Raw genomic sequence first — 25,109 nt, 5'->3', positions numbered from 1 at the left:
TAGTTTTACCCTTTTAACCAAGCTTCACGTAATGCTTTTTTGCTTTCGTCAGTTACCTGATATCCTTCTTTACTTTCTTTAGGTAAAGTAATTTTGCCTTTTAGAACTTGTTCTTTTCCGTCTCTTTTGATCGTAACGGCAATGTCGTCGCCATCTTTCCAGTTCATACTGCCTAAAACAAGATCGTATACATTGTCAAGGTTATATTCTTTACCATCAACTGCTTTAATGATATCTCCGTTTTTAATACCTAAAGAGGTCATGAAAGCATTCAGCTCAATATTCGGTAAGATTTTGATCTCTTTTGTTGACGGATCAACAGTGATATATGGAACTTGTCCTTTTAAGAAAGGGTTTCCGTCAATTTGCAAAGTAGCTTCGGTAACTCCCATTTTTGCAAAATACTCATCATAAGGTATCGGAGTTTCTCCGGCTACGTATTTGTTTAAGAAAGCACCTACTTCAGGATACGTTAAAGCTGTTATTTTAGCAAACAGTTCGTTGTCTTTAAAAGCTTTAGTAGTTCCATACTCTTTAGAGAGTTTGTTCATAAGGTCTAAAATGCCTCTTTCACCATTGCTTTTTTCGCGAATGATAATATCAACACACATAGCAATTAAAGCCCCTTTTTGATAAACATTTACATATTGATCTTTATAAGGTTGTTCAAAAACGTTTTTACTCATTTTAGTAAAACTCATTTTATCATCCATTTGTTTGGATTGAAGAATTTTTTGAGACATTCTTTCAAAGAATTCATCTTCTGTAATTAAACCTTGGTTCACTTGAAACAAGTTAGCAAAGTATTCTGTTACTCCTTCATACATCCATAAGTGCTCTGACATTTGCGGTTGGTTGAAGTCGAAGTATTGAATTTCGTTTGAATGAACCGTTAAAGGAGTTACGATGTGGAAGAATTCGTGGGATACAACATCTTTTAATTGTTCCTGTAACATTTCCAATCCCATCATTTCCGGCATTACAACAGTAGTAGATGTCGGGTGTTCTAATGCACCGAATCCTTTAGCATCTTGTGCTCTTACATCTGACAGGTACAATAAGATCGCATATTTCTTAGTCGTATTCATTTTACCTAAGAAACGTTTTTGTGCTTTCATCATGTTTTCCATGTTAGGCGTAATGTCTTTAGCAGTGTATTTTCCTGTCGGAGAATATACACTAATGATAATCTTCATGTCATCAACCATAAATTCTGTAAAATCAGGTTTAGAGTACATGATCGGATTTTCTACTAAGCTGGCATAACGAGTAGTAGTGAACAAGTCAGAAGTGTCGCTGTTGTCTGCATCATTCATAGCAGATACACCTAATAAATTATCCGGATGTTGTACCACTAATTTATAAGGAGTTTCTGTTTTTTCATCGAAATAGCCCACAAAGCCATGTGTGTTAAGCATGAAATTCTCTCCGGCTTTGATGTTAGTTCCGGCAGGTGAAAACACATCTTCAGAGTTTCCGAAACCGGCTCCGGTCTCAGTATCAAATGTGTCATTTACCCAATACGTTATTTTGGCTAATTTTTTAGCATCAGAAATAGTATATGAGTTTTCGTCGATTTTGCCTACACTAAGTGTGTTTCCTTTAGCATCAAAAGCTTTAAATCCTTCGATGAATCTTCCGTAATCATCTTCAGAATAAGTTCCCGGAACAGTTTTAGGGATATGAAACGTAACTGTTTCAGTTGTAATGGTCGGAGGGACAGTCGTTACCATTACTTTATCATCTTTTACATTTACTAGGTCAATGGTAACATCAACTTCATTTTTTACAGAAGTTTGAGTTGGTTTACAACTCCAGAACATGCCTACCAATGCTAGTGTAAGAATTATTTTTTTCATTATTAAATTTATTTTGGTTCCTATTAGTAATAAAAACGTTGATTTTGTTACAGCACAAAAATAAAAATACTCTCTGATTCAGAGAGTATTTTAAGGAGGTAGATTAAAATTTATTTTTAAAATAGTATTTGCTGTCTAAGTCGTCATCTTCAATGTCATTAAATCGTTGAGGTTTAGGTTTAGGTTTGTTAGCTGTCGCTTTTTTCTTCCACACTTCAAAACTCTCTTTAGAAAGTTTTGTTCGCATCAATTCCGTTACTTCATTTTCAGAAACACCGAATTCTTCTTTAATTGTTTCAAAAGGTCTACGTTCCTCTTGAGCCATATTGACAATTCTTTCTATCGTTTGATTGTCAAATTCTGAAATCTTTCTTTTTTTCATCAGATGAAAAATTAATTCCTAAAGTTTTTTATTTTTATTTGGTTTACTATGTCAATATTACTAAAAAAATAAATTGAAAAAAGAAGGAGATAGTATTTTTTTGAAATTTTTTAATTTTTTTTCCGAACCAACCTTTTTTTAAATAATCTTTAAAAAATAGTTCGAAAAGTTAAATTTATTCTTGTTTTTTGAGGTTTAGAGGATTTGGGAAGTTGGTGTTTGTAATGAATTTGGCTTCCTTCTTTCATGAGTAAGAGGCTACCGTGGTTAAGTGTCAGGCTTTGCTTAATTTCTTTGTTTGTATTGTGCTTTATCTGAAATGTTCTTTCTGCTCCCAGACTTACTGAAGCAATAAAAGGATCTCTCCCCAGTTCCTTTTCATCGTCTGCATGCCAGCCATTGCTGTCTTTTTCATTGCGGTACAGGTTTAGGAGTACACTGGTAAATCTCTGATGAGTTAATGCTTCTACTTCATCTTTAATAAACATAAGTGTAGTGGTCCAAGGATGCGGCTTCATAAGAATATCAGAATAGCCATAAAGTCTTCCTTCATTTCCGTAAAGTGCCGTTAGTCTGGGTTGAAGGTGTGTTTTACCAAAAACAGTAATCTTGTCTTGTTGCCAAGGCGTTTCTTTATAAAGCTTTGCAAATAGTCGGTTGGCTGTTTCTGCACTTAAGAAATTCGGATAATACTCAAATGTGGCATCCGGAAGAGGCAGTATTATTTTTTCGTTTCCAAACAAACTCATTAGATAAAAATAAAAAAAAGGGAAATCAATCCCTTCTTTTTTATGTATTATTTTGCAATAGATTTTTATAAACAATTCCGGCAATGAGAGCTCCGAAAACAGGTGCGATCCAAAAGAGCCAAACTTGGCTTAATGGTTCGCCACCGACAAAAACAGCTTGCGAAAGTGAACGGGCAGGATTTACAGATGTATTAGTAATAGGAATGGAAATTAAATGAATTAGTGTTAAGGCTAACCCTATGGCGATCCCTGCAAATTTTGTATTGGCAAGTTTATCAGTGGCACCTATGATGACTAATAAGAAAAAAAAGGTTAAAATAAATTCAGCAACGAAAGCACTCATCAAAGGATAACCATGCGGTGAAAAGTCTCCGTAACCGTTTGAAGCAAATGCTCCGGCTTGTGTAGCGTCTATTGCAAAATCATCTTTACCTGATAAAATCAGATACAATATTCCGGCCGCCGCAATGGCACCTATACATTGAGCAATGATGTAGGGGATAATTTTTTTGGGATCAAAGCGACCTCCGGCCCATAGACCAAGTGTTACAGCAGGATTGAAATGACCTCCGGAAATATGTCCAACAGCATAAGCCATGGTTAAGACTGTTAACCCGAAAGCTAATGCTACTCCGGCATAACCAATACCCAGATCAGGGATTCCGGCTGCAAAAAGGGCGCTACCACAACCTCCGAACACTAACCAAAATGTTCCGAAGAATTCTGCAAATAATTTTTTCATAAAAATTTACTTTTAATATTTGTATATTAAAAGTATACAAAAAAATACTTTTATAGTTAAAATTTTTACAAATAATTATTTTAGGTACGTAAAAAAACTTAAATATTGAAGATGTGCAAATAGAGCTATGGTTCTATTTTCGGGTTTTTAAGTTTATAATCACAATTGAGATAAGGATTAAAAAGATTCCGAACCATTGCCAGACCTCTACTTTTTCATTTAAAATAAAGTAAGCCATAGAGACAGAGACAGGAAGTTCAAGTGATGACACAATACTTCCCAGTCCGATGCCGGTCTTAGGAAAACCTGCATTCATCAGAACAGGTGGGATTATAGTACCGAACAGTGCTAATAAAATTCCCCACTTTGTGAAGATTTCCCAATTGAAAGGAGTATTCTGAGTGATGAAAGTAAAGATCAGAACAACAATCGTTCCTCCCCAAAGCATGTAATAACTTCTTTTTAAATTAGGGGTTCCGACAGCTATCCGGTTAGCAGTATACATGGTCGTGGTGAATGAGGCAGCAGCCAGTAATCCCCAAACAATACCAAGCAATCCCGGAAATTCTTGCAGGTTGTAAATTTTTGTAGCCAAAAGTGTTCCGACTAAAACAATAATGACCGCTATTAAAGTTTTAGGAGATGGCATTTTTTTGTCAAGAATAGCTTCCAGCAGAACACTCATCCATACGGTTTGCATTAAAAGTACAATAGCAATTGAAACATTGATCTCTTTTACACACAAATAATAGAAAACACTGGTCAGTCCCAGAGATGTTCCGGCAACTATTAATGCTGTAATATCTCTTCGGGTAGTAGGATCTTTTTCTTTTTTCTTTTTTTTAGAAATTGCCATTAAAATAACCACACCGACTAAGCCGTAAATGAATTGTGCCAGTGTTACTTCAGCCGTAGTATAATCTTCTTTATAGGCCAATTTTACGAAAGTAGCCAGAAGGCCATAACTTATGGCTCCGATTCCTACAAGTACAACTCCTTTGAATATAGCATTGTTTGACATTTTCTGTTTTTTTAAGGGGCGCAAAGATAATAAATTTAGAATAGGATTATTTAAGTATGGTCGTCCTGTTTTTTAGTAGGTAAAGCCTGATTTAAAGAAAAATAAGGGTTAATGTGTAACATACAGCTAAAAATTGTGACTAAAGTAGTATAGTTTATTTAACCAACCTGATAAGAAAGCCCATGAGATTTTTTGTATTACTGATTGCTTTGAGTTGTATTTCGAATGTATCAAAAGCCCAAAACAAAGCAGCACAAGATAGTTTAAAAACGAAAGAATTAAACGAAGTTATAGTAGTACAAAAGAAAAAAGCTATAGAGCAAAAAGCAGATCGAACCATTTTTGATTTTTCTGAGCAAGCTCATCTGAATTCCGGTTCAGTAATGGAAGGGCTGAAAAAGTTACCGGGATTAATTATTTCAGATGTTGCCGGGATGATGTATCAAGGGAAGCAGTTAGAGGTTTATATGGACGGGAGACCTCTTAATATTTATTCGAATGAGTTAAACTCTTATTTAGAAAGCTTACCGGCAAATGCTATAGAAAAAGTAGAGGTGATCACACAACCAGGAGCTGAATTTCCGGCGACTTCGGGAGGGGCTATTATTAATATTGTGACTTCAAAAAGAGCAAAGAATTATCTTACGGCGACATATTCTAACGGTTATAGTTATACCAAATATGATGATTCGAGACATAAGTTCAACAACAGTTTACTGGTAAGTGCTAAAAATAGTATTCTGGGTTGGCAGGTACAGGTTGGCCAAAGTTATAACGAATCTTATCAAAGGAGTAACTTCTATAGTCCGGATGAGGTTATTTCTAAAAATGTATCGGATAGAATTAATCGTTTTTATTTCATCAAAACAGGATTAAAATTTGATTTTAAGAAAGATCGTCTGTTAGTGAATTATGATTTTAACACCAGTGCTAATACGTCTTATATTAATGCGGAAGGATTTGGTTTTACCTCTTCTGATAAAGGGATGACAGACATAGACCGTCATGACGTTATGCTGACCTATCAGAAACGATTTGAAGACATTACAAAGAAACTTGATTTTCGATTCAATTATAATGTAAACACTAATGATTTCGGGCTTTTATCCAGAGATACGAATAGTTTCGGACTTGAAAATTTATCAGACCAGAAATTCTATCAATTTAAAACGGATTATTCGCAAGAAGTCAATTTCTTAGAAGAATCGAAATGGAGTGTAGGTGCTTTAGCGGACCGATTGGATTTTACAACCAAAAGTTTCGGGACAGAAAATTTAGATTATTGGCGAACAACATTAGCGGCGTATACAGAATGGCAAACGACATATAAAAAGTTTGATTTTATTTTAGGAGGAAGACTGGAATCTTATAAAATTGAAGGAAATACAGATACAGGTTCTTTAACGCCTTTTGATTTAGTGAAGTTTTTTCCGAATGCTACCGTTCAGTACAACTTAATGGAGCAGGTTTCTTTTAATGCTAATTACAATAAAAAGATCAGCTTACCTAATACTTATGCGTTAAACCCTAATAATACCAATTATCAGAATCCGAATGTGTCATTTTACGGAAATCCTAATTTAGATCCTACGATTTTTGACAACTATGAGATCCGGTTAAGTGCATACGAATATTTCTTTATAGGGTATTCCGTTAGTGATGCCAATAATCAGGTGGTTAATAGAATTATACAAACCAATGACGGTGCTGCAAGTACCTCGATTAACGTTCCTAGACTGACTGTCCACAATTTTAATTTCGGATTGCCTATACCTTATATGCTGTTTACAAAAGGTTTAAAAGAAACCTTAAGTTTTAATTTTAATCCTGACGAAATTAATTTTATGTATTTCTATGTGGGACATCAAAAACATGTTTTGGACGATATTGATTATAAAGGGTTTTGGGTATTTAATTTGATGTCGCAACTTCAATTACCGGCAAAAATTAAATTTACGGCCAATTATAATACCTCAACAAAAGGAGGGAATTATCAATATTATGCTATCAGATATCCTTTAAGTCAGCAATTTGATCTGACATTCTCTAAAAAGTTTTTGAATAATAATTTGTCGATGTCCGTTTATATAAATGATGTTTTTAATACCAATAAACAGAAACTCGGAGCTATAGGAACCAACTTGTTGTACGATAGTAAATACGATTCAAGAAGAGTAGGGTTTTCGTTGAATTACAAGATTCCTACGAAAAACAGATTGGCAAAAGTAGAGAACAACATGCTTAACAATGACAAAAAAGAAGAAGGTGGGTTGTTGAATAACTAATTCTTCAGAGGATATTGCAACAGGAAAGCCTTGTAAATACTGTTATGTAAAATGGTAGCATGGTTTTCTTCCGGAAACAGGGCAAAGTGTATTTTCAAATCTTTTCGTTCTGTTAATAATTTTTCAAGTGTCTGCGCATCTTTGACCATTACTTTATGTTCTTGTTCGCCAACGGCTAGATAAATAAAAGTATTGTGGTAATCGTGTTGGCTTAAAAGTGTTTTAGCGTCTTTAAGCAACGATTGGTTATCCCACCACAAACTTGGGCTTGTAATTAAAAAATGTGTGAAGAGTTCCGGTTTTTTCAATAGGATCTCTGTAGCTAACAAACCACCCAGTGATTGTCCGATGATGATATTGGTTCCATTGGTCGGATAGTTGGTGTTAATATAAGGTTGCACTTCTTTTTCAAGATAGGCTATAAATCGTTCCGACCCGCCGGTTGTCGGGAACTCATTTTGAAGTTCTTTATCAGTAGTTGGGAAAGTGAAATCCCGTTTTCTATCTACATTCGTGATCCCTACAACAATAGTTTCAGGCATTTGAAATTGCAGATCAAAAAATTGAACCAATCCGCAGATGTGCAAAAAATCTTCATGAGAAGAACCATCAAGTAAATAGATCACCTGATATTTTTTATCGGAGTTATAATCCTGCGGAAGAAAAATATTCAGACTTCTTTTTTCATTGAGTTCTTTTGAGAACCATTCAATTTGTTCGCCGATAGTAAAAGCTTTTTTGGAAATTTCCTGAGCATTTACAGTCAATGTTATGATACTAAGTGTTAAAATCTGAAAAAAGCGTGTCATTTTAGCCTGTTTTTGCCAAAAATACAATTTATAAATTCAAATTGGTATAATTTTGGTACCTTTATGAAAGGAATAAAATAAAAAAATAAAATGCTAAAGATCAAGGATAAAGAAGAGTTTTTAAATACGGTTTCACACGCTGCAGGGATTGTTTTGGGCGTTGTCGGATTGGTGTTTTTATTGCTCAAAAACAGAGGGCTAAGCAGTTTTAGTACTCTGAGTATTTGGATTTACGGTTTTTGTGTGATTGCATTGTATACCGCTTCAACGGTTTACCATGCCATTTCACATGAAGTTAAAAAGCGGAAAGCGAGAATCTTTGACCATATCGGTATCTTTTTGCTGATTGCCGGAACGTATACCCCGATTTGTTTAGTTACTTTAGAACAAACTTCCGGGTGGACGTTGTTTTTCATTATCTGGAGTATTGCTACGGCCGGTTTGATCATGAAGTTGTTCTTAACCGGAAAGGTCGAAAAATTATCTCTGATCGTTTATCTCGTTATGGGGTGGCTGGTTGTGGCTCAAGTAAAAGAACTGATTCATTTGCTTTCTGTTGAAGCTTTGGTTTTTATGGCTGTCGGAGGTGCTTTCTACACGCTGGGAACTATTTTCTATGCTTCTAAGCGAATTCCGTACGGTCATTTTATCTGGCACCTGTTTGTGTTAGGTGGAAGTATTTCGCATTACTTTATGATATATACTATTGTTTAAATAAAAAATCCCGCTTCATTGAGCGGGATTTTTGTTATGAAAAAAATATTTTTACTTCAAAGTTTCAAAACTACGTTTTACAAAAGCCGTTAATTCTTCACCTTTTAATAATCCTTGCGATAGTTTCGCTAAATCTAATGCTTGTTTTACCAAAGCTGATTTTTCGGTTTCATTTTCTACATTCAAAATAGAACCGGCCAAGTCAGAATTAGTATTTACTATTAGATTATACATTTCAGGCAAGTTCCCCATTCCGAACATTCCGCCACCACCGGTTTGGCTCATTTCTTTCATTCTTCGCATGAATTCCGGTTGCGTGATGATGAACGGAGCAGATTTGCTGTCCATTGCCTCTAATTGAACGCTGTATTTTTCTTTTGGAACAACCGTTTCAAGATAGTCTTTCAATTTTGTTTTTTCGCCTTCCGAAAGTCTTGAAATTTGTTCTTCTTCTTTTTTGATTAAATTCTCTACGTGATCTGCATCTACACGAGCAAAGGTTAGTTTTTCATTATCAGCTTCTAATTTCTGGATCAAATGCGAAACAATAGGAGAGTCTAATATTAATACTTCGTATCCTTTTTCTTTGGCAGCTTCAATATAACTGTGTTGCATTTCCTGGTTAGAAGCATATAGTACAATCAGATTACCGTCTTTGTCCGTTTGTGTAGGTGCCAAAGTTTCTTTTAATTCGGCTAAAGTATAGTATTTCCCTTCGGTAGTAGGATATAATGCAAAGTCGCCTGCTTTTTCGTAGAATTTAGGTTCCGAAAGCATTCCGTATTCTAAAACGATTTTGATGTCATTCCATTTTTGCTCAAAATCCTCTCTATTTTCATTGAATAACGATTTTAGTTTATCGGAAACTTTACGGGTAATGTAGTTTGAGATCTTTTTCACATTACCATCAGCTTGTAAATACGAACGGGAAACGTTTAACGGAATGTCCGGCGAATCAATAACACCTTTTAACATGGTTAAGAATTCCGGAACGATCCCTTCTACATTGTCCGTTACAAAAACCTGATTCTGGTACAATTGAATTTTATCTTTCTGAATTTGTAAATCGTTCGATAATTTAGGGAAATATAAAATTCCGGTTAAGTTGAACGGATAATCTACATTCAGGTGAATGTTGAATAAAGGCTCATCAAACTGCATCGGATACAATTCGCGGTAAAAACTCTTATAATCTTCATCCGTCAGATCCGAAGGTTGTTTGGTCCAAGCCGGATTCGGATTGTTGATAATGTTATCTATTTCTTTGTATTCCGTTTCGTAATCTTCACCGGCATCCTCCGGTTTTGGCAATGCTTCTTTACGCGTTCCGAATTTGATCGGAATCGGCATGAATTTGTTATATTTTACTAGTAACTCGCGGATTCTGCTTTCCTCTAAGAATTCAGTTGAGTCATCTGCGATGTGAAGAATGATCTCAGTTCCTCGGTCTGTTTTATCAGCAGTTTCTAATGTAAATTCCGGGCTACCGTCACAAGTCCAGTGAGCAGCCGGTTCCTCTTTGTATGATTTGGTAATGATCTCTACTTTATTGGCTACCATAAAAGCAGAATAGAAACCTAAACCAAAATGACCGATCACGCCTGAATCTTTGGCAGTATCTTTGTATTTTTCCAAAAATTCTTCTGCCCCAGAAAAAGCGATCTGATTGATGTATTTTTTCACTTCGTCAGCAGTCATCCCTAAACCTTGATCGATAATGTGTAGTTTTTTACCTTCGGCATCAATTTTAACTTCAATCATGGGATCGCCATATTCTACAGTAGCTTCACCAATGCTGGTTAAATGTTTTAGTTTTAAAGTTGCATCGGTTGCATTCGAAATCAATTCACGTAAAAAGATCTCGTGATCACTGTATAAGAACTTTTTAATTAAAGGAAAGATGTTTTCTACTGAAACATTGATTTTTCCACTTGACATATTGTTAAATTTTTGATTAGACATAATTTGGTTAACTTTTTTCAAATAGAGTACCAAAATGGTTTTGGTGACAAAATGACATAAAAAAATCCTTTTTCAATTAGAAAAAGGACTTTACATGAAAAATAGTTAGGTTGGTTTAAATCTTAATATTCCCCGAATCGGTAAGTGATTCCGGCAGTTAAGTTATAGGTAATCGACGTAAATGAGTTAACTACATTTTCGTAGGAAAGATTTCCGTCGAAATTATAATGTTGTGAAAATACAAAAATGGCAGTTGCATCAAGTGTAAAATATAGGTTGTTACTGATTCGAAATCTCGGCGTAATACCACCTAAAAAATTTACTGTTTTATCATTTCCTTCCAGAACTGTTGATTTAACACTAGAATAACCGAATCCGGCATGTGTTAAAACATTGATGGGGTCATAAACGCGCTGACTGTCGGAAATAGTAGAGAGGTTAATGACTCCTTGTAAAGAAACGCGAAACATGTCTACTCCGCCTTCTTTATTCAATGCAGTATTGAATAAACGGTATTGGTCAGAACCAAAATCAAGTTGAAGAGCGTATGTTTCATCAAATTCATAGCTAAAACCTCCTCCTATGTGTGAAAAATTCTGAATACTGGGATCAGTAACACCACTTAACCCGTAATTTATATTTAAGGCATATTTATAATACTGTGCAAAACAATCGGATAGGTTAAAAGTCAGTAGTGATAATAATACTATTATCTTGGTTGTTTTTTTCATGGGGCAAATCTTAAAACTGGCGCAATTTAAAAATATTTTGATTAAGTATCTTATTTTTGTTAAAAAATATACAGAATGCTAAAAGTAAAAGATCTGAGCTTTTTTTATGAGAATGACAAGGAAATATTAAAAACAATTAATTTTTCTGTTACAAAGGGAAATAATTTAGCGATTATCGGGGAAAGTGGTTGCGGTAAAAGTACTTTGCTTAAGCTGATCTACGGTTTATATGATGCGGATTACGGAAGCATCCATTGGAAAGAGGGCTTAGTGACCGGGCCGAAGTTCAATTTAGTTCCCGGAATGCCTTATATGAAATATCTGGCTCAGGATTTTGATTTAATGCCTTATGTTACAGTTGCTGAAAATGTAGGGAAGTTTTTGTCAAACTTTTTTTTAGAAGATAAGAAAGCCAGAATAGACGAACTTTTAGATGTGGTTGAAATGACTGAATTTGAAATGGTTAAAGCCAAATTTTTAAGCGGCGGGCAAATGCAACGAGTAGCTCTGGCTAAAGTTTTGGCTAAAGAACCTGAAGTATTACTGTTAGATGAGCCTTTCAGTCATATTGATAATTTCAGAAAGAATAGTTTGAGAAGAAAGATTTTTCAATACCTGAAAGAAAAACAAATCACTTGTGTCATAGCCACGCATGACGTTCAGGATGTACTTTCTTTTTCGGATGAAGTTTTAGTTATGAAAAACGGAGAATTACTTGAAACAGGAACGACTCAAAGTATATATCAAGAACCTCAGAGCTTTTATACAGCATCCCTTTTCGGGGAAGTAAGTAAAATTCCTGCTCATTATTTTGAACTTCAACCTACATCTGAGGAAGAAGATTTTGTTTTATGTTATCCGCATGAATTACAGTTAGTAGAAAGATCTGCGTTGCGGGTAAAAGTATTGAAGAGCTATTTTTCTGGAAGTCACTATCTGGTTGAAGCACAGCATGATGGTGAAAAGGTCTATTTTAATTCGACAGTTGAAATAAATAAAAATGAAGAGGTCTTTTTGAGGTTAAACCGCTAAAAAAATAATTTAGTTAGGTGTTTTTTAATAAATTAGTAAATTTGCGCCACAAACTAAATCAAACATGTATCACTCAAAAATAACCGGGTTAGGATATTATGTGCCGGATAATATTGTAACCAATGATGACCTATCCAAAATAATGGATACAAACGATGAATGGATTCAGGAACGTACCGGTATACAAGAAAGAAGACACGTTAATACTCCTGAAGATACTACAACTTCAATGGGTGTAAAAGCCGCAAAAGTAGCTATTGAAAGGGCAGGATTAGAAACAGATGCTATTGATTTCGTCATTTTTGCTACTTTAAGTCCGGATTATTATTTTCCGGGTCCCGGAGTTCTGGTACAGAGAGAGTTGGGATTAAGAACTGTAGGAGCGTTAGATGTTCGTAATCAATGTTCGGGATTTGTCTATGCATTATCAGTTGCAGACCAATTCATTAAAACCGGAATGTATAAGAATATTTTAGTGATTGGTTCTGAAGTACATTCCAGAGGTTTGGACATGACAACGAGAGGCAGAGGCGTTTCTGTTATTTTCGGAGACGGAGCTGGAGCTGCTGTTTTGTCCAGAACGGAAGATGCTTCAAAAGGAATTTTATCAACCCACTTACATGCTGAAGGGCAACATGCTGAAGAGCTGGCTTTGATTGCTCCGGGAATGGGAAAACGTTGGGTAACAGATATTATTAGAGATAACAATCCGGAAGATGAAAGTTATTATCCGCACATGAACGGTCAGTTTGTATTTAAAAATGCAGTGGTGCGTTTCAGTGAAGTGATTATGGAAGGCTTACAGGCTAATGATTTACAGGTTTCAGATATTGATATGTTGATCCCGCATCAAGCTAATCTGAGAATTTCACAATTTATCCAGCAAAAGTTCAGATTACCGGATGATAAAGTGTACAATAATATCCAACAATACGGTAATACAACTGCTGCTTCTATTCCTATTGCTTTAACGGAAGCATGGGAAAAAGGAAAAATAAAAGAAGGTGATGTAGTTGTTTTAGCCGCTTTTGGTAGTGGATTTACTTGGGAAGTGTTATAATTCGCTGGTAAAAATGATATAAAATATAAAAAAGCGTTCCAAGTGGAACGCTTTTTTAGTTACTGGCAATGGTTTTTGATTGCTCAATCAAGTCTGTTGTCGTTTCATATAACGTACGGTTTTCCATTTTGCTTTTCAACCAGGCATAAAAGCTCATGACAAAAATATCTTCTTGATCCGGGCTGATCCATACAAAGGAGTTTTCGACTTTTTCTTTAAACGCCCCGGAGGTGACTTTTTCAGGGTTTTTATAATAATATTCAATGAGTTGCAGGTAAGTAATGACCCGTTCCTGATTAATTTCTTGAAGGTATTTGAAGTAGCTTCGTTTAAAACTCAGCAAACGCGATTCTACAAGGTCAATGAGGTTCAGATCGATATACAATAAGATCTCGATAAGGTTCTTTTTGATGACCCATTCTTTCCCGGCTTTTTCCATATACCAATTGTCTGTATGGTAGAGTTTGGATAAAATAGTCTGGGCATTTTTAAGTGATCCTTTCTGAAAATAGAACATGACTAAGCTTAGATGAATGTCTAATTGCGATTCTATATCGTTGTGCTTTTTATTCTTTACAGATTCCAGTAGCGCTATGGCTTCCTCTTGCCGATTTGAAAAATTATAGTTCAGGGCTAAAAGCTTATAGTGCTTTAAAAGAAAGGTATTGTAGTGCTTTTTATTTTTCTCAAGCATTTTTTGCCGCATCAGATCTAAGTATGCTAAAGAGTTCTCAAACTTCTTATTTCGGAATAACGTATTTGAGATCAGATAAAGGACTTGAATGTGATAAAAAGCTTGTTTGTCTTTGTCCTTCTGGTTTTTAATAGTTTTGTAAATAGAGATCAAAAAAGGTTCAACTTGTAAGTAATCGTTCGTCACAAAAGCAGAAATACTTATGATCGTCATCAACTGATAAACCGATTTAAAGGATACTGCTTCTTCAAGGCTAATATTATGTTCTTTGAGAATGGATTCAAATAGCATTTGAAAATTTATGGTCTTGCCTTTGTATGTAATTTGGTTCAGTGTCAGTCTCACTTTAGCATAGACCATATTCAACTGATCCTCTAATTGATGTTTTTTTTGATTGACCTTATATTTTTCTATTTCTGCTTCCAGTTCAATGCTCGGGTTGGTATGGGCATATTGTATTTTAGTGTGGTAAATTTCATTTAAAATAGCAAAAAGGTTGTGCTCTTGAGCCAGTATTTCTGCTTTGTGCAATAGTTTATACGCTATTATAGATTTGTTGTTCAATAAAAAAGTGCGAGACGCTAAAATGTACTTTATAACTTGCATATCCACAGAATTTTCTTCTTCAATGCTGATGTTTGCTATAAAATCGATAAGAGACTGGAGCAGTCTTTTTCGCAAAGCGTGATAAGCCGCTTTATTCCCGTCTTTATAGAGTTTTTTACAAAGCGCTTCAGAGGTTAAATGATCTTTGGAAATAAGTTTAAAAAGCTGGATGTTTTTAGTGTCATTGCGTCTGTTCTTTTTTTTTAGGTATTCTGTAAAACGAGTTTGTTCTTCTGATGAAAGACTGGAAATGATGTGGTTTAAATCATTCATTTAATCGTTAGATTTTTTTTAGAAATTTCAGTAAAAATAAGTGTTTTTGTCTAATTGTCTAAAAAATAATCGTCAGTTTTATGATGATTGTGTGTTTAAAGTTTTTGCAAACTGTAGCAGCTTTGTGGCAACATTACAAATAAAGAAATTATGAAAAGTATAGTAAAAACGGTAGTAATTGTAATAGGGATACTTACGCTGATGGTTTATTCGAAAAGTATCCTGACCAAAACAGGAAAAACATACACTAGTTGTATTAGCTATTTGTCTAAGCGTGCCACTGTAGGAGTAAATTGCTATTCAAAATAACCACATGCAGTTAAAACAGTTAAATAAAGCTTTTTTGATCATGACCGGAGTTTCAGTGACGGTGTTCCTGTATCTGGTTTTTTTAGGGTATGATGATATTAAGAGCGTCAGAGATGTATTAAAGATTGTAGCAGCAATACTATTTCCGGTACCGGTGATTTTTTTTATACGTTTTATATGGATTGAACGCTTTCTACCCCAAAATTCAGAAGAAGCTAAATTAAAAAATCAAAAGCCGGCAATATTGTTGTTGGTTGTAACAGTGATAATGGTTTTAGCCATCTTGCAACTACTGGAACGGATGCAGTTGTCATTAGAGAAGAACTTAATTTTTGCTCATCTGATGAATTCAACAGCGATCAGTGGTTATGTGCTCAATTATATCCTGTACAATAATTTAAAGGCAAACGGTATTTTAAGCGGCTTGTTAATGGCATTGGCTATCCATGTTTTCTTTTTTATAAACTAAATTTTATAATCATTAAATCAAATAAATATGAATTTTTCAGATCCGACTCACCAAGAATTAAACCAGGCAAATAATTCAAAAAAACGGGAATTGTTATTTACTTTTCAATCTATAATTGTTACGGGCTTATTAGCCTTAACAGCCATAGCCTTTTTCTTCTACAATGATTTGGCTATAGTAAAAGGGATTAAAGTGATCTTTGCACCGTTCCTGTCGGTAGTTCCTTTGCTATTTGTCCTGTCTATATTGCGAGAATTGCATCATGGGTTCAGAGAAGGAAATTACAACAGAGAAGAAATCCTCAAGTTTAGTGCTGTAGCTGTAGCAGTAACGATGGTTTTTACCGCATTAACCTATTTGCTGTCAGAAATAGACGCATTAGAAATATTATTAGCGGCAATTATGGCCATTCTATGTGTCGTATTCTTTTTGAAAAGTAAGATTAAAGATATCTTAGGAATGAGTATAATAACAGGAATAGCAGAAGGAATCCTGATCTATATGATTTTTTTGTTTTGATTGAAAAAAGCGTTCCATTCGGAACGCTTTTTTAGCTTTTAGAACATACCGCCGCCACCTTGTGTTTCATTTTTATCACGTTGCTTGCGCTGTAAAGCTCTGTTTTTGCCACCTCCGAATCGGTAATTGAAACCGATGTATAAGGTTTGACTTTCCCAAGTGAATTTTCCGACTTGAGGATAAGGCAGATCATTTTCAAATTGTGCTTTCATGGTATGGAAAATATCACTAAAGCGAGCGCTGATCGTTCCTTGCCCTTTCAAAACATTATAGCTGGCACCAATATCACTTCGCCACATAGTTTTACGTGTCATTTGTAAAGAAACATCTTTTCCCCGGTAAAAACCGAAAAGCTGAAAACGTAAATCTTTAGTTGCTTTAAAGGTGTTGTTAGCACGAGCATTAAAAAGAGTAGCGTCTTTTTCTACATAAATGTCGCCTACATAACCTCTGAGCGTTCTGAAATAAGCATCAATGCCAAAGTTTGCACTCCACCATTTGGTAAAATTCAAATTTCCGGAAATTTCTGCACCATAGGCATTGTTGTCTTTGAAATTGTCAAATGTCAAAACATTTTTGTTAGGATCTGTAGGATGTTCCAGCATAACACGAGTAATCTCGTCATTAATCCGTCTGTAAAATATTCCTGAAGTAAAAGAACCTATTTTAGTCGTACGAGTATAATTCAATTCAAAGGAATTCGTGAATTGCGGTTCCAAATATGGGTTTCCTTCTGAATCTAAAGTAGGAGTTGTCCATTCTCTGATAGGGTTTACCTGCCCGATACTTGGTCGATCCACTCTTCTGGAATAACTGAAATTAAATGTCCCCTTTTCGTTTGGAGTATAAGAAACAAAACCGGAAGGATAAACCGTAAAAATAGTGTCGTCAAAAGGAACATCGTCTTGACCGGATTTTTTAAATATTGCATCCACCTGATAATGTTCTAAACGAGCACCGATCTGGAAATTCCACTTATCCCATTGTTTTGCAAATGTTCCGTAAGCTGAAAAAATGTTTCTATCGTATTTAAAATCAGAATTGTACAACTGGTCAATGTAAAGATTGTTGGTCGTAGATTCGATACGCGCTTCTGCTCCTAACTCCAGTTTGGTCGTTTTAGTAAGCGGGTTGACATAATCAAGATTAGCTTTGAAATTTTTATTGTCATTAGCCGTGTTATTGGTGGTTGAACTCGGAACCAGCGGGTAATAATAAAAACTGTCTTCCGGACTTGAATAGGTGTTGTAGTTTATTTCCAATTCAATATTCTCGTCTTCTTTAGCAAAATCATGTTTGAAATCCAGATTGTAAACCTGTGTATTACCATTGCTCTTAGCAGAGAAATTCTGTGCAATATCTGTTGTCGCCGGGTTCAGATAATCGATAAAAGTTTTAGCATCGGCATCGCCGGAAAACCAGTTTTGAGTAGTGTAAACAGATAAGGTGTTTTTATCGTTGATATAGTAATCCGTTCCGAATTTCCACAAATGGGAAGTATTCTTGTTCCTGATATCAAAGCTTTGTTCGCTTTCGTTTCCGGATTGAAAACTGGATAAATGCCCCTCATTGGCATAAAAACCATGATTGAAACCGTAATTGGTATAAAAGTTCAATTTTCCTTTGCGGTAATTCATGTCTAAAGAATTATTGGTTTTAGGAGTTTTTCCGAAAGTTATACCGTTGTTAACAGAACCGTTAAAGCCGTCATTAGCATTTTTGTGCAACACAATATTGATGATTCCGCTCATTCCTTCCGGATTGTATTTGGCCGACGGATTGGTGATCAATTCAATTTGCTTGATCGAAGCCGATGGTATTTGTTTCATAAGTTGTTCAACCGGTATATTGGTGGGTTTGCCGTCCAGTAAAACACGTACATTAGAATTCCCTCTCAATGAAATTTCATTGGTTTGCGGATCAACGGAAACCGATGGGATATTATTCATGATCTCTCCGGCAGTGGCTCCGGCACTGATCAGATCTTTCCCGACATTGATCACTTTTCGATCGATCTTCTGTTCCATGATCGAACGTTCTTTAACCACTTCAACGCCTTCTAACTGGGATACATCTTCTTCAATAGTAATAGTGCCCAGATCTATTTTTTTAGAACTACTTAAATCAATGACCTGAACAATGGTTTTATAGCCTATGAACTGGATTTCCAGACTGAGTTTCTGTAGCGGTAGTTTATTGATCTCAAAGTTTCCGGAATCAGTGGTAGTACTTCCGGTTAGCATTTCAGCATTGTCTTTAACGACGACTGTAACATAAGGCAAAGGTTCCCCTGTTTTTTTGTCGGTTACTTTTCCGGAAACAGATCCGCTGTTTTGAGCAAATAAAGACATAAGATTGCTCAAAAAAAGTAAAATCAGAAAATTTACTTTCATTGTAATAACTGTTTGATTGATTGATGATACTTAGTAGACTTTGTTGTGAAGGTTTTGTTACAGGACTTCTTAAAATTATGTTTTTTTTAACAAAATCAGGATTGAGATTCTCTTTTGAAGAAATTGTCTGTTGCTTTTTAGATCGGAGAGAAAAAACTAAGCATCGGAGACTGACAACTAACAACTAAATTAATATCTTTGCAGCTTTAAAATAATAACAAAAATGACATTACAGGAAACATTAACCATTCACATTCAATCAGCCGTAAAAGATTTATTTGATTTAACTATTGAAAAAGTTGAATTTCAAGCGACAAGGAAAGAGTTTGAAGGTGATATTACCATGGTGGTATTTCCGTTAGTAAAACAATTAAAAGGTAATCCGGTTGAGATAGGAACTAAGATAGGAACCTACCTGGTTGAAAATGTAAATGACGTTGAAAAATTTAATGTTGTAGCCGGATTTTTGAACATCGTAATTTCAGATTCTTTCTATATCGATTTTTTCAATCAAATTAAAGGAAATCCCGATTTCGGAAAAGTGGAGCCAACTGTAGGGGACAAAGCGGTTATGGTTGAATATTCTTCGCCCAATACTAACAAACCCTTGCATTTGGGACACGTTCGTAATAATTTATTAGGCTATTCAGTTGCCGAAATTTTAAAAGCATCCGGTAAAAAAGTGTATAAAACCCAGATCATCAACGATAGAGGGATCCATATTTGTAAATCTATGTTGGCCTGGCAAAAGTTCGGAAACGGAGAAACTCCTGAAATTTCCGGGATCAAAGGCGATCATTTGGTTGGGAAATATTATGTAGAGTTTGATAAGCAATATAAAAAAGAGATCAACGAATTAGTTGCGCAAGGCAAAACGGAAGAAGAAGCAAAAAAGGAAGCAGTATCTATTTTAGAAGCGCAAGAAATGCTTCGTAAATGGGAGGCAGGCGATGCTGAGGTAGTAGCTTTGTGGAAGAAAATGAACCAATGGGTGTACGATGGTTTTGCTAAAACGTATGAGAGTTTGGGTGTCGATTTTGATAGCTATTATTACGAGAGCAATACCTATTTGTTAGGGAAAGACGTAGTGACGGACGGTTTGGCAAAAGGCGTGTTCTTCAAAAAACCGGACGGTTCCGTTTGGATCGATCTTACCGATGAAGGTTTAGATGAAAAATTAGTATTGCGTGCCGATGGAACGTCAGTATATATAACACAGGATATCGGAACAGCTATCCAACGGGTAAAAGATTATCCGGATGTGGGTGGAATGGTATATACTGTAGGGAACGAACAAGACTATCACTTTAAAGTATTATTCTTGATCCTGAAAAAATTAGGATTTGATTGGGCTTCCCATTTGTATCATTTGAGTTACGGAATGGTAGAATTGCCGTCCGGTAAAATGAAATCGCGTGAAGGAACTGTTGTAGATGCAGATGATCTGATGACTGAAATGACTGAAACGGCACAGTCCATTTCGGAAGAATTAGGCAAGTTAGACGGATATTCGGAAGACGAAAAAGCAGCACTTTACAAAACCATAGGTTTGGGAGCTTTAAAATATTTCATGCTTAAAGTAGACCCGAAAAAGCAAATGATGTTCAATCCGGCTGAATCGGTAGATTTTAACGGAAACACAGGGCCTTTTATCCAGTATACGTATGCGCGTATTCAATCGATCTTGCGTAAAGCCGATTTTGATTATAATGGAATAGCCTTAAGCGGAACAGAAATGGAATTGCACGAAAAGGAAAAAGAATTGATTAAACAAGTTCAACTTTTCCCGGAAGTAATTCAGAATGCAGCCGCAAACCATAGTCCGGCCTTAATTGCAAATTATACTTACGATCTGGTAAAAGAATTTAATTCATTCTACCAGAATGTATCGATATTAGGAGAAGCCGATCACTTTAAAAAAGTGCTTCGTGTACAGCTTTCCGAAGTAGTGGCTAATACGATTAAAACAGCGTTCAGCCTTTTAGGAATTAAGGTTCCTAACCGAATGTAATTCAGTTTTAGTGTGAAAACAAATAGCTATTTTGGAATAACTCTTGCGACATTGGTTCTGGCAACTATTTCTTTTTCGGTTTTTAAAGAGATTTTGCCGGAAAGGATATTTCCTGAAACCAAAGTAGCTACAAAAAATGTAGTGATCGACAGCTTGTTACTGGAAGCAATTGCTGAAGAAGCTAAACCGATAGATTCAGTTAAAGAAAAAGAAGTTGTTGCTAAACCGGTAATAGACCCGAAAGCAAAGCAAAAGATAACCTTTGTTCCTATCGAAGGAATAACATTTCCTGCGGAAAGATACGGGGATTTCAAAGGGAATCAGTATTTAATTCCTTTTTTTGAAAAACTTTATCAGTTACAAACGCAAAACAGCGGAAATGTTCGTATTGCGTATTATGGCGATTCCATGACGGATGGCGACATGATCGTACAGGATCTGAGAGCTTTGTTTCAGGCAAAATTCGGAGGACAGGGAGTCGGTTTTGTGAATATCACTTCAGAGTCGGCAGCTTCAAGGGGATCTGTAAAGCATCAATTTTCGAAGAATTGGCAAACGCAATCTTATTTAAAAACTAAAAAACCGGTTTTTCCGTTCGGGGTTAACGGTCATGTGTTTGAGGCTAATGATACGTTGAATAACAACTGGGTAAAATATAAAGCCGGTAGAAACCGTTTTTCAACAGTATTGAATAATCCGACGCTTTTTTATGGAAAATCGACAAACGAAGAAGCCGAAATCAGCGTTATTGTAAATGAAACGGATACACTTACGAAACATTTGAAACCTGATCATTTGGTAAATACTTTAAAATTAGCCGGTAATACAGATGTTAATACGATAAAAGTAACTTTTAAAGCAGCAGATAGTATCCCGGTTTACGGATTGAATTTTGATGACGGAAAAGGAGTGCATGTGGACAACTTCTCAAGCAGAGGAAATTCAGGTTTGCCTTTATCCATGTTTGATGCCGCTTTGATGCAACAATTTCAGAAACAATTGGGGTATGATCTGATCGTATTGCATTACGGAACAAATGTTTTAAATTACGGATCGTATAACTACTCTTGGTATGAAAAACGCATGAGCAGGGTAGTGGAACATTTGCGTCAATGTTTTCCGGGTGTGGCCATTTTGGTTATTTCGACAGCCGATAAAGCAACGAAATATGATTTAGAGATGCAATCTGATTCTGCAGTTGTACCATTAGTCAATGCACAAAAAAAATATGCAGTAGCTTCTAAAACAGGATTCGTTAATTTATATGAATTAATGGGAGGTGACGGTTCAATGGTTCATTGGGTAGAAGAAGAGCCTTCAAAAGCTAATAAAGATTATACACATTTTAATTACAGAGGAGCCAGAGAAGTAGCCGGCATGGTATACAATCAGCTTGACGAAGGTTATGAAAAGTATAAAAAAATGAGAGTAAAACGAAAAACGAAAGTAGCCGTGAAACGAAAAGACAGTGTAACCTCACAAAACGATTCTATACATGCAGATTAAGATACTCATTTTCATATTGTTCATCTTTCAATTCGGACAATGCCAGCAAATAGATACGACAGCAGTAGATACGGAGGAAGTAACCCATGAGTTTCTGGAAGATTCATTGCGGGGCGATAGTATGGCTACCGATGTTGTGTTAAACGGAGGAGCAATACAACATTTTTTCGAAAAATTACAGCAATTAGAGCAGAATAAAGATTGCAAGCTTCGAATTGTACATATTGGAGATTCTCATATTCAGGCTGATTTTTTCTCCGGAGAAATGAGAAGTTTGTTTCAGGAAAAATTCGGGAACGGGGGATTGGGTTTCACATTTCCGTATAACTTGGCTAAAACGAACGGAAATTATTTTATAAAATACAAATCATCTGTAGGTTTTGAAAATTACCGCAATATTTATCCGGATACTACAAAACCGGTGGGGTTAAGCGGAATTGCGCTATACAACAGTGCCAAAGATTTTGCCGTTGAGCTGAGCGTTCGCGATACCAGTTATACTTTTTCTAATGTAAAGATGTTAATGCCACACAATCAGAAGTGTTTTGATCTGGCAACAGCTTCAAAGGAGATCGTTATGGAATCTGTTGAGTTTAAAAAGATCGTTCATACGATTAAAAGAGGTGAAGCACTTTCCATCATAGCCGAAAAATACCATGTAAGTATTGCGGCTATAAAAAAAGAGAATCATCTGAGATCTAATAACATTCAGGCCGGTAAAAAATTAATCATCCCGACTAAAGAAACGGAGACAAAAAAGATCAGTCGCACGGAATTTATTCCTCTGGAATTGATAAAAGGAAAAACTTCCTGTACATACTATAGTCAGGAACCATTGGATAAGTTATACATTATTCCGGCCGAAAATCAATCTGATTTTGCATTGAACGGATTGATCTTAGAAAAGAATACTGCGGGAATTGTATACAGTTCTATAGGGGTTAACGGAGCCAAAGCATCAGATTATAACAAATTTTCGATGTTTTTTGAACAGATCCCGGCATTGGAAGCAGATCTGTTTATTATTTCCTTAGGAACCAATGAAAGTTTTGATAAAAAAGAGACTGAAGAATATTACGCCCAATTGCAACAAATGATAACTAAAATTAAAGCAGAAAACCCCGGAGCTGATATTTTATTGACAACGCCACCGCCGTCATTGTTAAAGAGAAGGTATCCTAATGCTCTGGCGAAAGACTATGCTGCACTTTTAGTAGAAAAAGCATCAGAAGATAATTTTGCCGTATGGAATTTGTACAAAGCTATGGGAGGGAATGAAAGAGTGAGCCAAAATTCGGCTCAGGGATTAATGGCTAAAGATAAAGTACATTATTCAAAGGCAGGATATGAAAAACAGGGCGAAATGTTTTTTGAAGCATTAATGAATACATACGAACAATTTAAATTACTGAAATAACCTTGATCAATTTGTTTTTGTTAGCCAATGGGTTACAAAACCTGATAGGGAATGTAACGATGGAAACGATAGAAAGCTGGTTTACTTTTAATCCTAAAGCACCTTTGTTATTTAACAGCGGTTTGTTTTTGGGAATGTTTCTGGTATTCTATTTTATCTATATTTTAAGTCGAAAGACACATTATTTCCGGATCACGTATGTTGTGTTATTTTCTTTGTTCTTTTATTACAAGTCCAGCGGGCATTATTTCTGGCTTTTGATCTTTTCATCAGTTGTTGATTACAGTTTGTCACGACTTATTTTTGCAGAAAGCAGACAAAGCTATCGGAAATTGTATTTGGTTATAAGTTTGGTTATCAATTTAGGTTTGTTGGCTTATTTTAAGTATACCAATTTCTTTATTGACAATCTCAACATGTTGAGCGACGGACATATTGCTTTTGCGGATATTGTGCTTCCGGTAGGAATTTCGTTTTATACCTTTCAAACCTTGAGCTATACAATTGACGTCTACCGAAAAGAACTGGAACCAACTAAAAGTTTTATTGACTTTTTATTTTTCGTTTCATTCTTTCCGCAATTGGTAGCCGGACCTATCGTCCGTGCAAGTGATTTTATTCCGCAGATTTACCAAAAGTTAAACCTTACAAAAGAAGATTTCAATAAAGCCTTATTCTTAATCATTGGCGGACTGATCAAAAAGGCGGTCATTTCCGATTATATTTCAGTCAATTTTGTCGATCGTGTTTTTGATGCACCTAATAGTTATACCGCCTTTGAAAATCTGATGGCATCTTACGGTTATGCGATTCAGATATATTGTGATTTCTCCGGTTATTCCGATATGGCGATCGGTTTAGCATTGTTAATGGGGTTTACTCTTCCACCCAATTTCAGAACACCTTACCAGTCGGCTTCCATTACTGAATTCTGGCGCAGATGGCATATTTCCTTATCAAGTTGGCTAAGAGATTACTTGTACATTTCTATGGGTGGGAACCGCAAAGGAAAGTTCAGAACGTATTTCAATTTATTTATGACCATGTTCTTGGGCGGATTGTGGCACGGAGCCAACTGGAAGTTTGTATTCTGGGGTGTTTTGCATGGTTTAGTCTTAGCTGTGGAACGCTATTTCGGTCAGTTTATCAAGTTACCTAAAACCATTTGGATAAAGAGTATACAAGTAGTTTTAACGTTCCATTTTGTGGTATTTTGTTGGTTGTTTTTCCGGGCCAAAGACTTTGGTACTGCCTTTCAGATCGCCGAGAACATTTCAAAGTTACAATTCAATTGGGAACAATGGAGTACTATGATTTTAGCGTATCGAAATGTATTTGTGTTACTGGCTTTTGGCTTTATCTGGCATTTTCTGCCGGAAAAATGGATGCAATACAACGAACAGCTATTCGGTAAGCTTCCGTTTTGGGCAAAAGCAATATTTCTGGGCTTCGTATTCTGGGTCGTGTATGCTACAGCAGCCGAAGGAACACAACCGTTTATTTATTTTCAATTTTAAAGATAGTATACTATTACCTGATATAAACAATCACATTAGTAAAAATGCG

The 25,109-nt window shown here is 35.6% G+C and carries 19 protein-coding genes and 1 pseudogene; 10 read left to right on the top strand and 10 right to left on the bottom strand.

Annotated elements, in window-relative coordinates; translation table 11 throughout:
- Positions 1 to 5: 5 nt before the first annotated feature.
- The 5 genes from DI487_RS03250 to DI487_RS03230 all read right to left on the bottom strand — a co-directional run bounded on the left by DI487_RS03250 (position 6) and on the right by DI487_RS03230 (position 4,753).
- The gene (locus DI487_RS03250; RefSeq protein WP_109568387.1) at positions 6 to 1,859 is read right to left on the bottom strand and encodes a M61 family metallopeptidase; all 1,854 of its coding nucleotides are present in this window, start codon (positions 1,857 to 1,859) and stop codon (positions 6 to 8) included.
- A 103-nt stretch (positions 1,860 to 1,962) separates the two neighbouring features.
- On the bottom strand, positions 1,963 to 2,241 hold the full coding sequence (locus DI487_RS03245; RefSeq protein WP_109568386.1) for a TIGR03643 family protein: 279 nt from the start codon (positions 2,239 to 2,241) through the stop codon (positions 1,963 to 1,965).
- 149 nt (positions 2,242 to 2,390) lie between these two features.
- Positions 2,391 to 2,990: an alpha-ketoglutarate-dependent dioxygenase AlkB family protein gene (locus DI487_RS03240; RefSeq protein ID WP_109570591.1), complete on the bottom strand. Its 600-nt coding sequence runs from the start codon at positions 2,988 to 2,990 to the stop codon at positions 2,391 to 2,393.
- Between the two features lie 40 nt (positions 2,991 to 3,030).
- Positions 3,031 to 3,732, bottom strand: a complete 702-nt coding sequence (gene aqpZ / locus DI487_RS03235) for an aquaporin Z (protein WP_109568385.1) — start codon at positions 3,730 to 3,732, stop codon at positions 3,031 to 3,033.
- Between the two features lie 133 nt (positions 3,733 to 3,865).
- Complete coding sequence (locus DI487_RS03230; protein WP_109568384.1) at positions 3,866 to 4,753, bottom strand: DMT family transporter; 888 nt, start codon at positions 4,751 to 4,753, stop codon at positions 3,866 to 3,868.
- 182 nt (positions 4,754 to 4,935) lie between these two features.
- Between DI487_RS03230 and DI487_RS03225 the strand changes: the two genes are divergently transcribed.
- Complete coding sequence (locus DI487_RS03225) at positions 4,936 to 7,038, top strand: TonB-dependent receptor domain-containing protein (RefSeq protein WP_109568383.1); 2,103 nt, start codon at positions 4,936 to 4,938, stop codon at positions 7,036 to 7,038.
- Here the strand turns inward: DI487_RS03225 and DI487_RS03220 are convergent.
- Complete coding sequence (locus tag DI487_RS03220; RefSeq protein WP_109568382.1) at positions 7,035 to 7,847, bottom strand: alpha/beta hydrolase; 813 nt, start codon at positions 7,845 to 7,847, stop codon at positions 7,035 to 7,037. The genes DI487_RS03225 and DI487_RS03220 overlap by 4 nt on opposite strands.
- A gap of 90 nt (positions 7,848 to 7,937) precedes the next feature.
- On the opposite strand from DI487_RS03220, the gene trhA reads away from it, so the two are divergent.
- Entirely contained in the window at positions 7,938 to 8,561 is a 624-nt protein-coding gene (gene trhA, locus DI487_RS03215) for a PAQR family membrane homeostasis protein TrhA (RefSeq protein ID WP_109568381.1), read from the top strand.
- Between the two features lie 51 nt (positions 8,562 to 8,612).
- On the opposite strand, the gene htpG is transcribed toward trhA, so the two are convergent.
- Together htpG and DI487_RS03205 are read right to left on the bottom strand one after the other, a co-directional pair.
- The gene (gene htpG, locus DI487_RS03210; RefSeq protein WP_109570590.1) at positions 8,613 to 10,499 is read right to left on the bottom strand and encodes a molecular chaperone HtpG; all 1,887 of its coding nucleotides are present in this window, start codon (positions 10,497 to 10,499) and stop codon (positions 8,613 to 8,615) included.
- 146 nt (positions 10,500 to 10,645) lie between these two features.
- Entirely contained in the window at positions 10,646 to 11,254 is a 609-nt protein-coding gene (locus DI487_RS03205; RefSeq protein WP_109568380.1) for a hypothetical protein, read from the bottom strand.
- A gap of 75 nt (positions 11,255 to 11,329) precedes the next feature.
- Between DI487_RS03205 and DI487_RS03200 the strand changes: the two genes are divergently transcribed.
- Together DI487_RS03200 and DI487_RS03195 are read left to right on the top strand one after the other, a co-directional pair.
- On the top strand, positions 11,330 to 12,286 hold the full coding sequence (locus tag DI487_RS03200; protein WP_109568379.1) for an ABC transporter ATP-binding protein: 957 nt from the start codon (positions 11,330 to 11,332) through the stop codon (positions 12,284 to 12,286).
- Positions 12,287 to 12,350: 64 nt separating this feature from the next.
- A pseudogene (locus tag DI487_RS03195) lies at positions 12,351 to 13,357 on the top strand (3-oxoacyl-ACP synthase III family protein).
- Between the two features lie 44 nt (positions 13,358 to 13,401).
- On the opposite strand, the gene DI487_RS03190 reads toward DI487_RS03195, so the two are convergent.
- Positions 13,402 to 14,919: a hypothetical protein gene (locus DI487_RS03190; protein WP_109568377.1), complete on the bottom strand. Its 1,518-nt coding sequence runs from the start codon at positions 14,917 to 14,919 to the stop codon at positions 13,402 to 13,404.
- Between the two features lie 313 nt (positions 14,920 to 15,232).
- Between DI487_RS03190 and DI487_RS03185 the strand changes: the two genes are divergently transcribed.
- Together DI487_RS03185 and DI487_RS03180 are read left to right on the top strand one after the other, a co-directional pair.
- Positions 15,233 to 15,697 (top strand): hypothetical protein, encoded by a 465-nt coding sequence (locus tag DI487_RS03185; protein WP_109568376.1) that lies wholly within the window; start codon positions 15,233 to 15,235, stop codon positions 15,695 to 15,697.
- A gap of 27 nt (positions 15,698 to 15,724) precedes the next feature.
- Positions 15,725 to 16,216 carry a hypothetical protein gene (locus DI487_RS03180; protein WP_109568375.1) on the top strand — a complete coding sequence of 164 codons (492 nt, stop codon included), beginning with the start codon at positions 15,725 to 15,727 and terminating at the stop codon, positions 16,214 to 16,216.
- 38 nt (positions 16,217 to 16,254) lie between these two features.
- On the opposite strand, the gene DI487_RS03175 is transcribed toward DI487_RS03180, so the two are convergent.
- Positions 16,255 to 18,609 carry a TonB-dependent receptor domain-containing protein gene (locus tag DI487_RS03175; RefSeq protein WP_109568374.1) on the bottom strand — a complete coding sequence of 785 codons (2,355 nt, stop codon included), beginning with the start codon at positions 18,607 to 18,609 and terminating at the stop codon, positions 16,255 to 16,257.
- 223 nt (positions 18,610 to 18,832) lie between these two features.
- Between DI487_RS03175 and argS the strand changes: the two genes are divergently transcribed.
- Genes argS through DI487_RS03155 form a run of 4 tightly spaced genes read left to right on the top strand, consistent with a single transcriptional unit; the run spans position 18,833 to position 25,060 of the window.
- Entirely contained in the window at positions 18,833 to 20,620 is a 1,788-nt protein-coding gene (argS, locus tag DI487_RS03170; protein ID WP_109568373.1) for an arginine--tRNA ligase, read from the top strand.
- Positions 20,621 to 20,632: 12 nt separating this feature from the next.
- On the top strand, positions 20,633 to 22,126 hold the full coding sequence (locus tag DI487_RS03165; RefSeq protein WP_109568372.1) for an SGNH/GDSL hydrolase family protein: 1,494 nt from the start codon (positions 20,633 to 20,635) through the stop codon (positions 22,124 to 22,126).
- Positions 22,116 to 23,543, top strand: coding sequence for a GDSL-type esterase/lipase family protein (locus DI487_RS03160; protein ID WP_109568371.1), 1,428 nt, complete (start codon positions 22,116 to 22,118; stop codon positions 23,541 to 23,543). Before DI487_RS03165 ends, DI487_RS03160 begins: the two co-directional genes overlap by 11 nt.
- Positions 23,544 to 23,602: 59 nt before the next feature.
- Positions 23,603 to 25,060 carry an MBOAT family O-acyltransferase gene (locus tag DI487_RS03155; protein ID WP_109570589.1) on the top strand — a complete coding sequence of 486 codons (1,458 nt, stop codon included), beginning with the start codon at positions 23,603 to 23,605 and terminating at the stop codon, positions 25,058 to 25,060.
- Positions 25,061 to 25,109 lie beyond the last annotated feature (49 nt).

Source organism: Flavobacterium sediminis, assembly GCF_003148385.1.
In the GTDB taxonomy this organism is placed as follows: Bacteria; Bacteroidota; Bacteroidia; order Flavobacteriales; family Flavobacteriaceae; genus Flavobacterium; species Flavobacterium sediminis.
The sequence above is the reverse complement of the archived record's forward strand: the minus strand, read 5'-3'. Positions and strand labels throughout refer to the sequence as shown.

Excerpts from the sequence above, each read along its gene's own strand:
- htpG (WP_109570590.1), bottom strand. The coding sequence starts at position 10,499 with ATGTCAAGTGGAAAAATCAATGTTTCAGTAGAAAACATCTTTCCTTTA.
- DI487_RS03160 (WP_109568371.1), top strand. The coding sequence starts at position 22,116 with ATGCAGATTAAGATACTCATTTTCATATTGTTCATCTTTCAATTCGGA.
- DI487_RS03175 (WP_109568374.1), bottom strand. The coding sequence starts at position 18,609 with ATGAAAGTAAATTTTCTGATTTTACTTTTTTTGAGCAATCTTATGTCT.
- DI487_RS03180 (WP_109568375.1), top strand. The coding sequence starts at position 15,725 with ATGAATTTTTCAGATCCGACTCACCAAGAATTAAACCAGGCAAATAAT.
- DI487_RS03220 (WP_109568382.1), bottom strand. The coding sequence starts at position 7,847 with ATGACACGCTTTTTTCAGATTTTAACACTTAGTATCATAACATTGACT.
- DI487_RS03250 (WP_109568387.1), bottom strand. The coding sequence starts at position 1,859 with ATGAAAAAAATAATTCTTACACTAGCATTGGTAGGCATGTTCTGGAGT.
- DI487_RS03205 (WP_109568380.1), bottom strand. The coding sequence starts at position 11,254 with ATGAAAAAAACAACCAAGATAATAGTATTATTATCACTACTGACTTTT.
- argS (WP_109568373.1), top strand. The coding sequence starts at position 18,833 with ATGACATTACAGGAAACATTAACCATTCACATTCAATCAGCCGTAAAA.
- DI487_RS03240 (WP_109570591.1), bottom strand. The coding sequence starts at position 2,990 with ATGAGTTTGTTTGGAAACGAAAAAATAATACTGCCTCTTCCGGATGCC.
- DI487_RS03200 (WP_109568379.1), top strand. The coding sequence starts at position 11,330 with ATGCTAAAAGTAAAAGATCTGAGCTTTTTTTATGAGAATGACAAGGAA.
- aqpZ (WP_109568385.1), bottom strand. The coding sequence starts at position 3,732 with ATGAAAAAATTATTTGCAGAATTCTTCGGAACATTTTGGTTAGTGTTC.
- DI487_RS03190 (WP_109568377.1), bottom strand. The coding sequence starts at position 14,919 with ATGAATGATTTAAACCACATCATTTCCAGTCTTTCATCAGAAGAACAA.
- DI487_RS03225 (WP_109568383.1), top strand. The coding sequence starts at position 4,936 with ATGAGATTTTTTGTATTACTGATTGCTTTGAGTTGTATTTCGAATGTA.
- DI487_RS03245 (WP_109568386.1), bottom strand. The coding sequence starts at position 2,241 with ATGAAAAAAAGAAAGATTTCAGAATTTGACAATCAAACGATAGAAAGA.
- DI487_RS03185 (WP_109568376.1), top strand. The coding sequence starts at position 15,233 with ATGCAGTTAAAACAGTTAAATAAAGCTTTTTTGATCATGACCGGAGTT.
- trhA (WP_109568381.1), top strand. The coding sequence starts at position 7,938 with ATGCTAAAGATCAAGGATAAAGAAGAGTTTTTAAATACGGTTTCACAC.
- DI487_RS03155 (WP_109570589.1), top strand. The coding sequence starts at position 23,603 with ATGGAAACGATAGAAAGCTGGTTTACTTTTAATCCTAAAGCACCTTTG.
- DI487_RS03230 (WP_109568384.1), bottom strand. The coding sequence starts at position 4,753 with ATGTCAAACAATGCTATATTCAAAGGAGTTGTACTTGTAGGAATCGGA.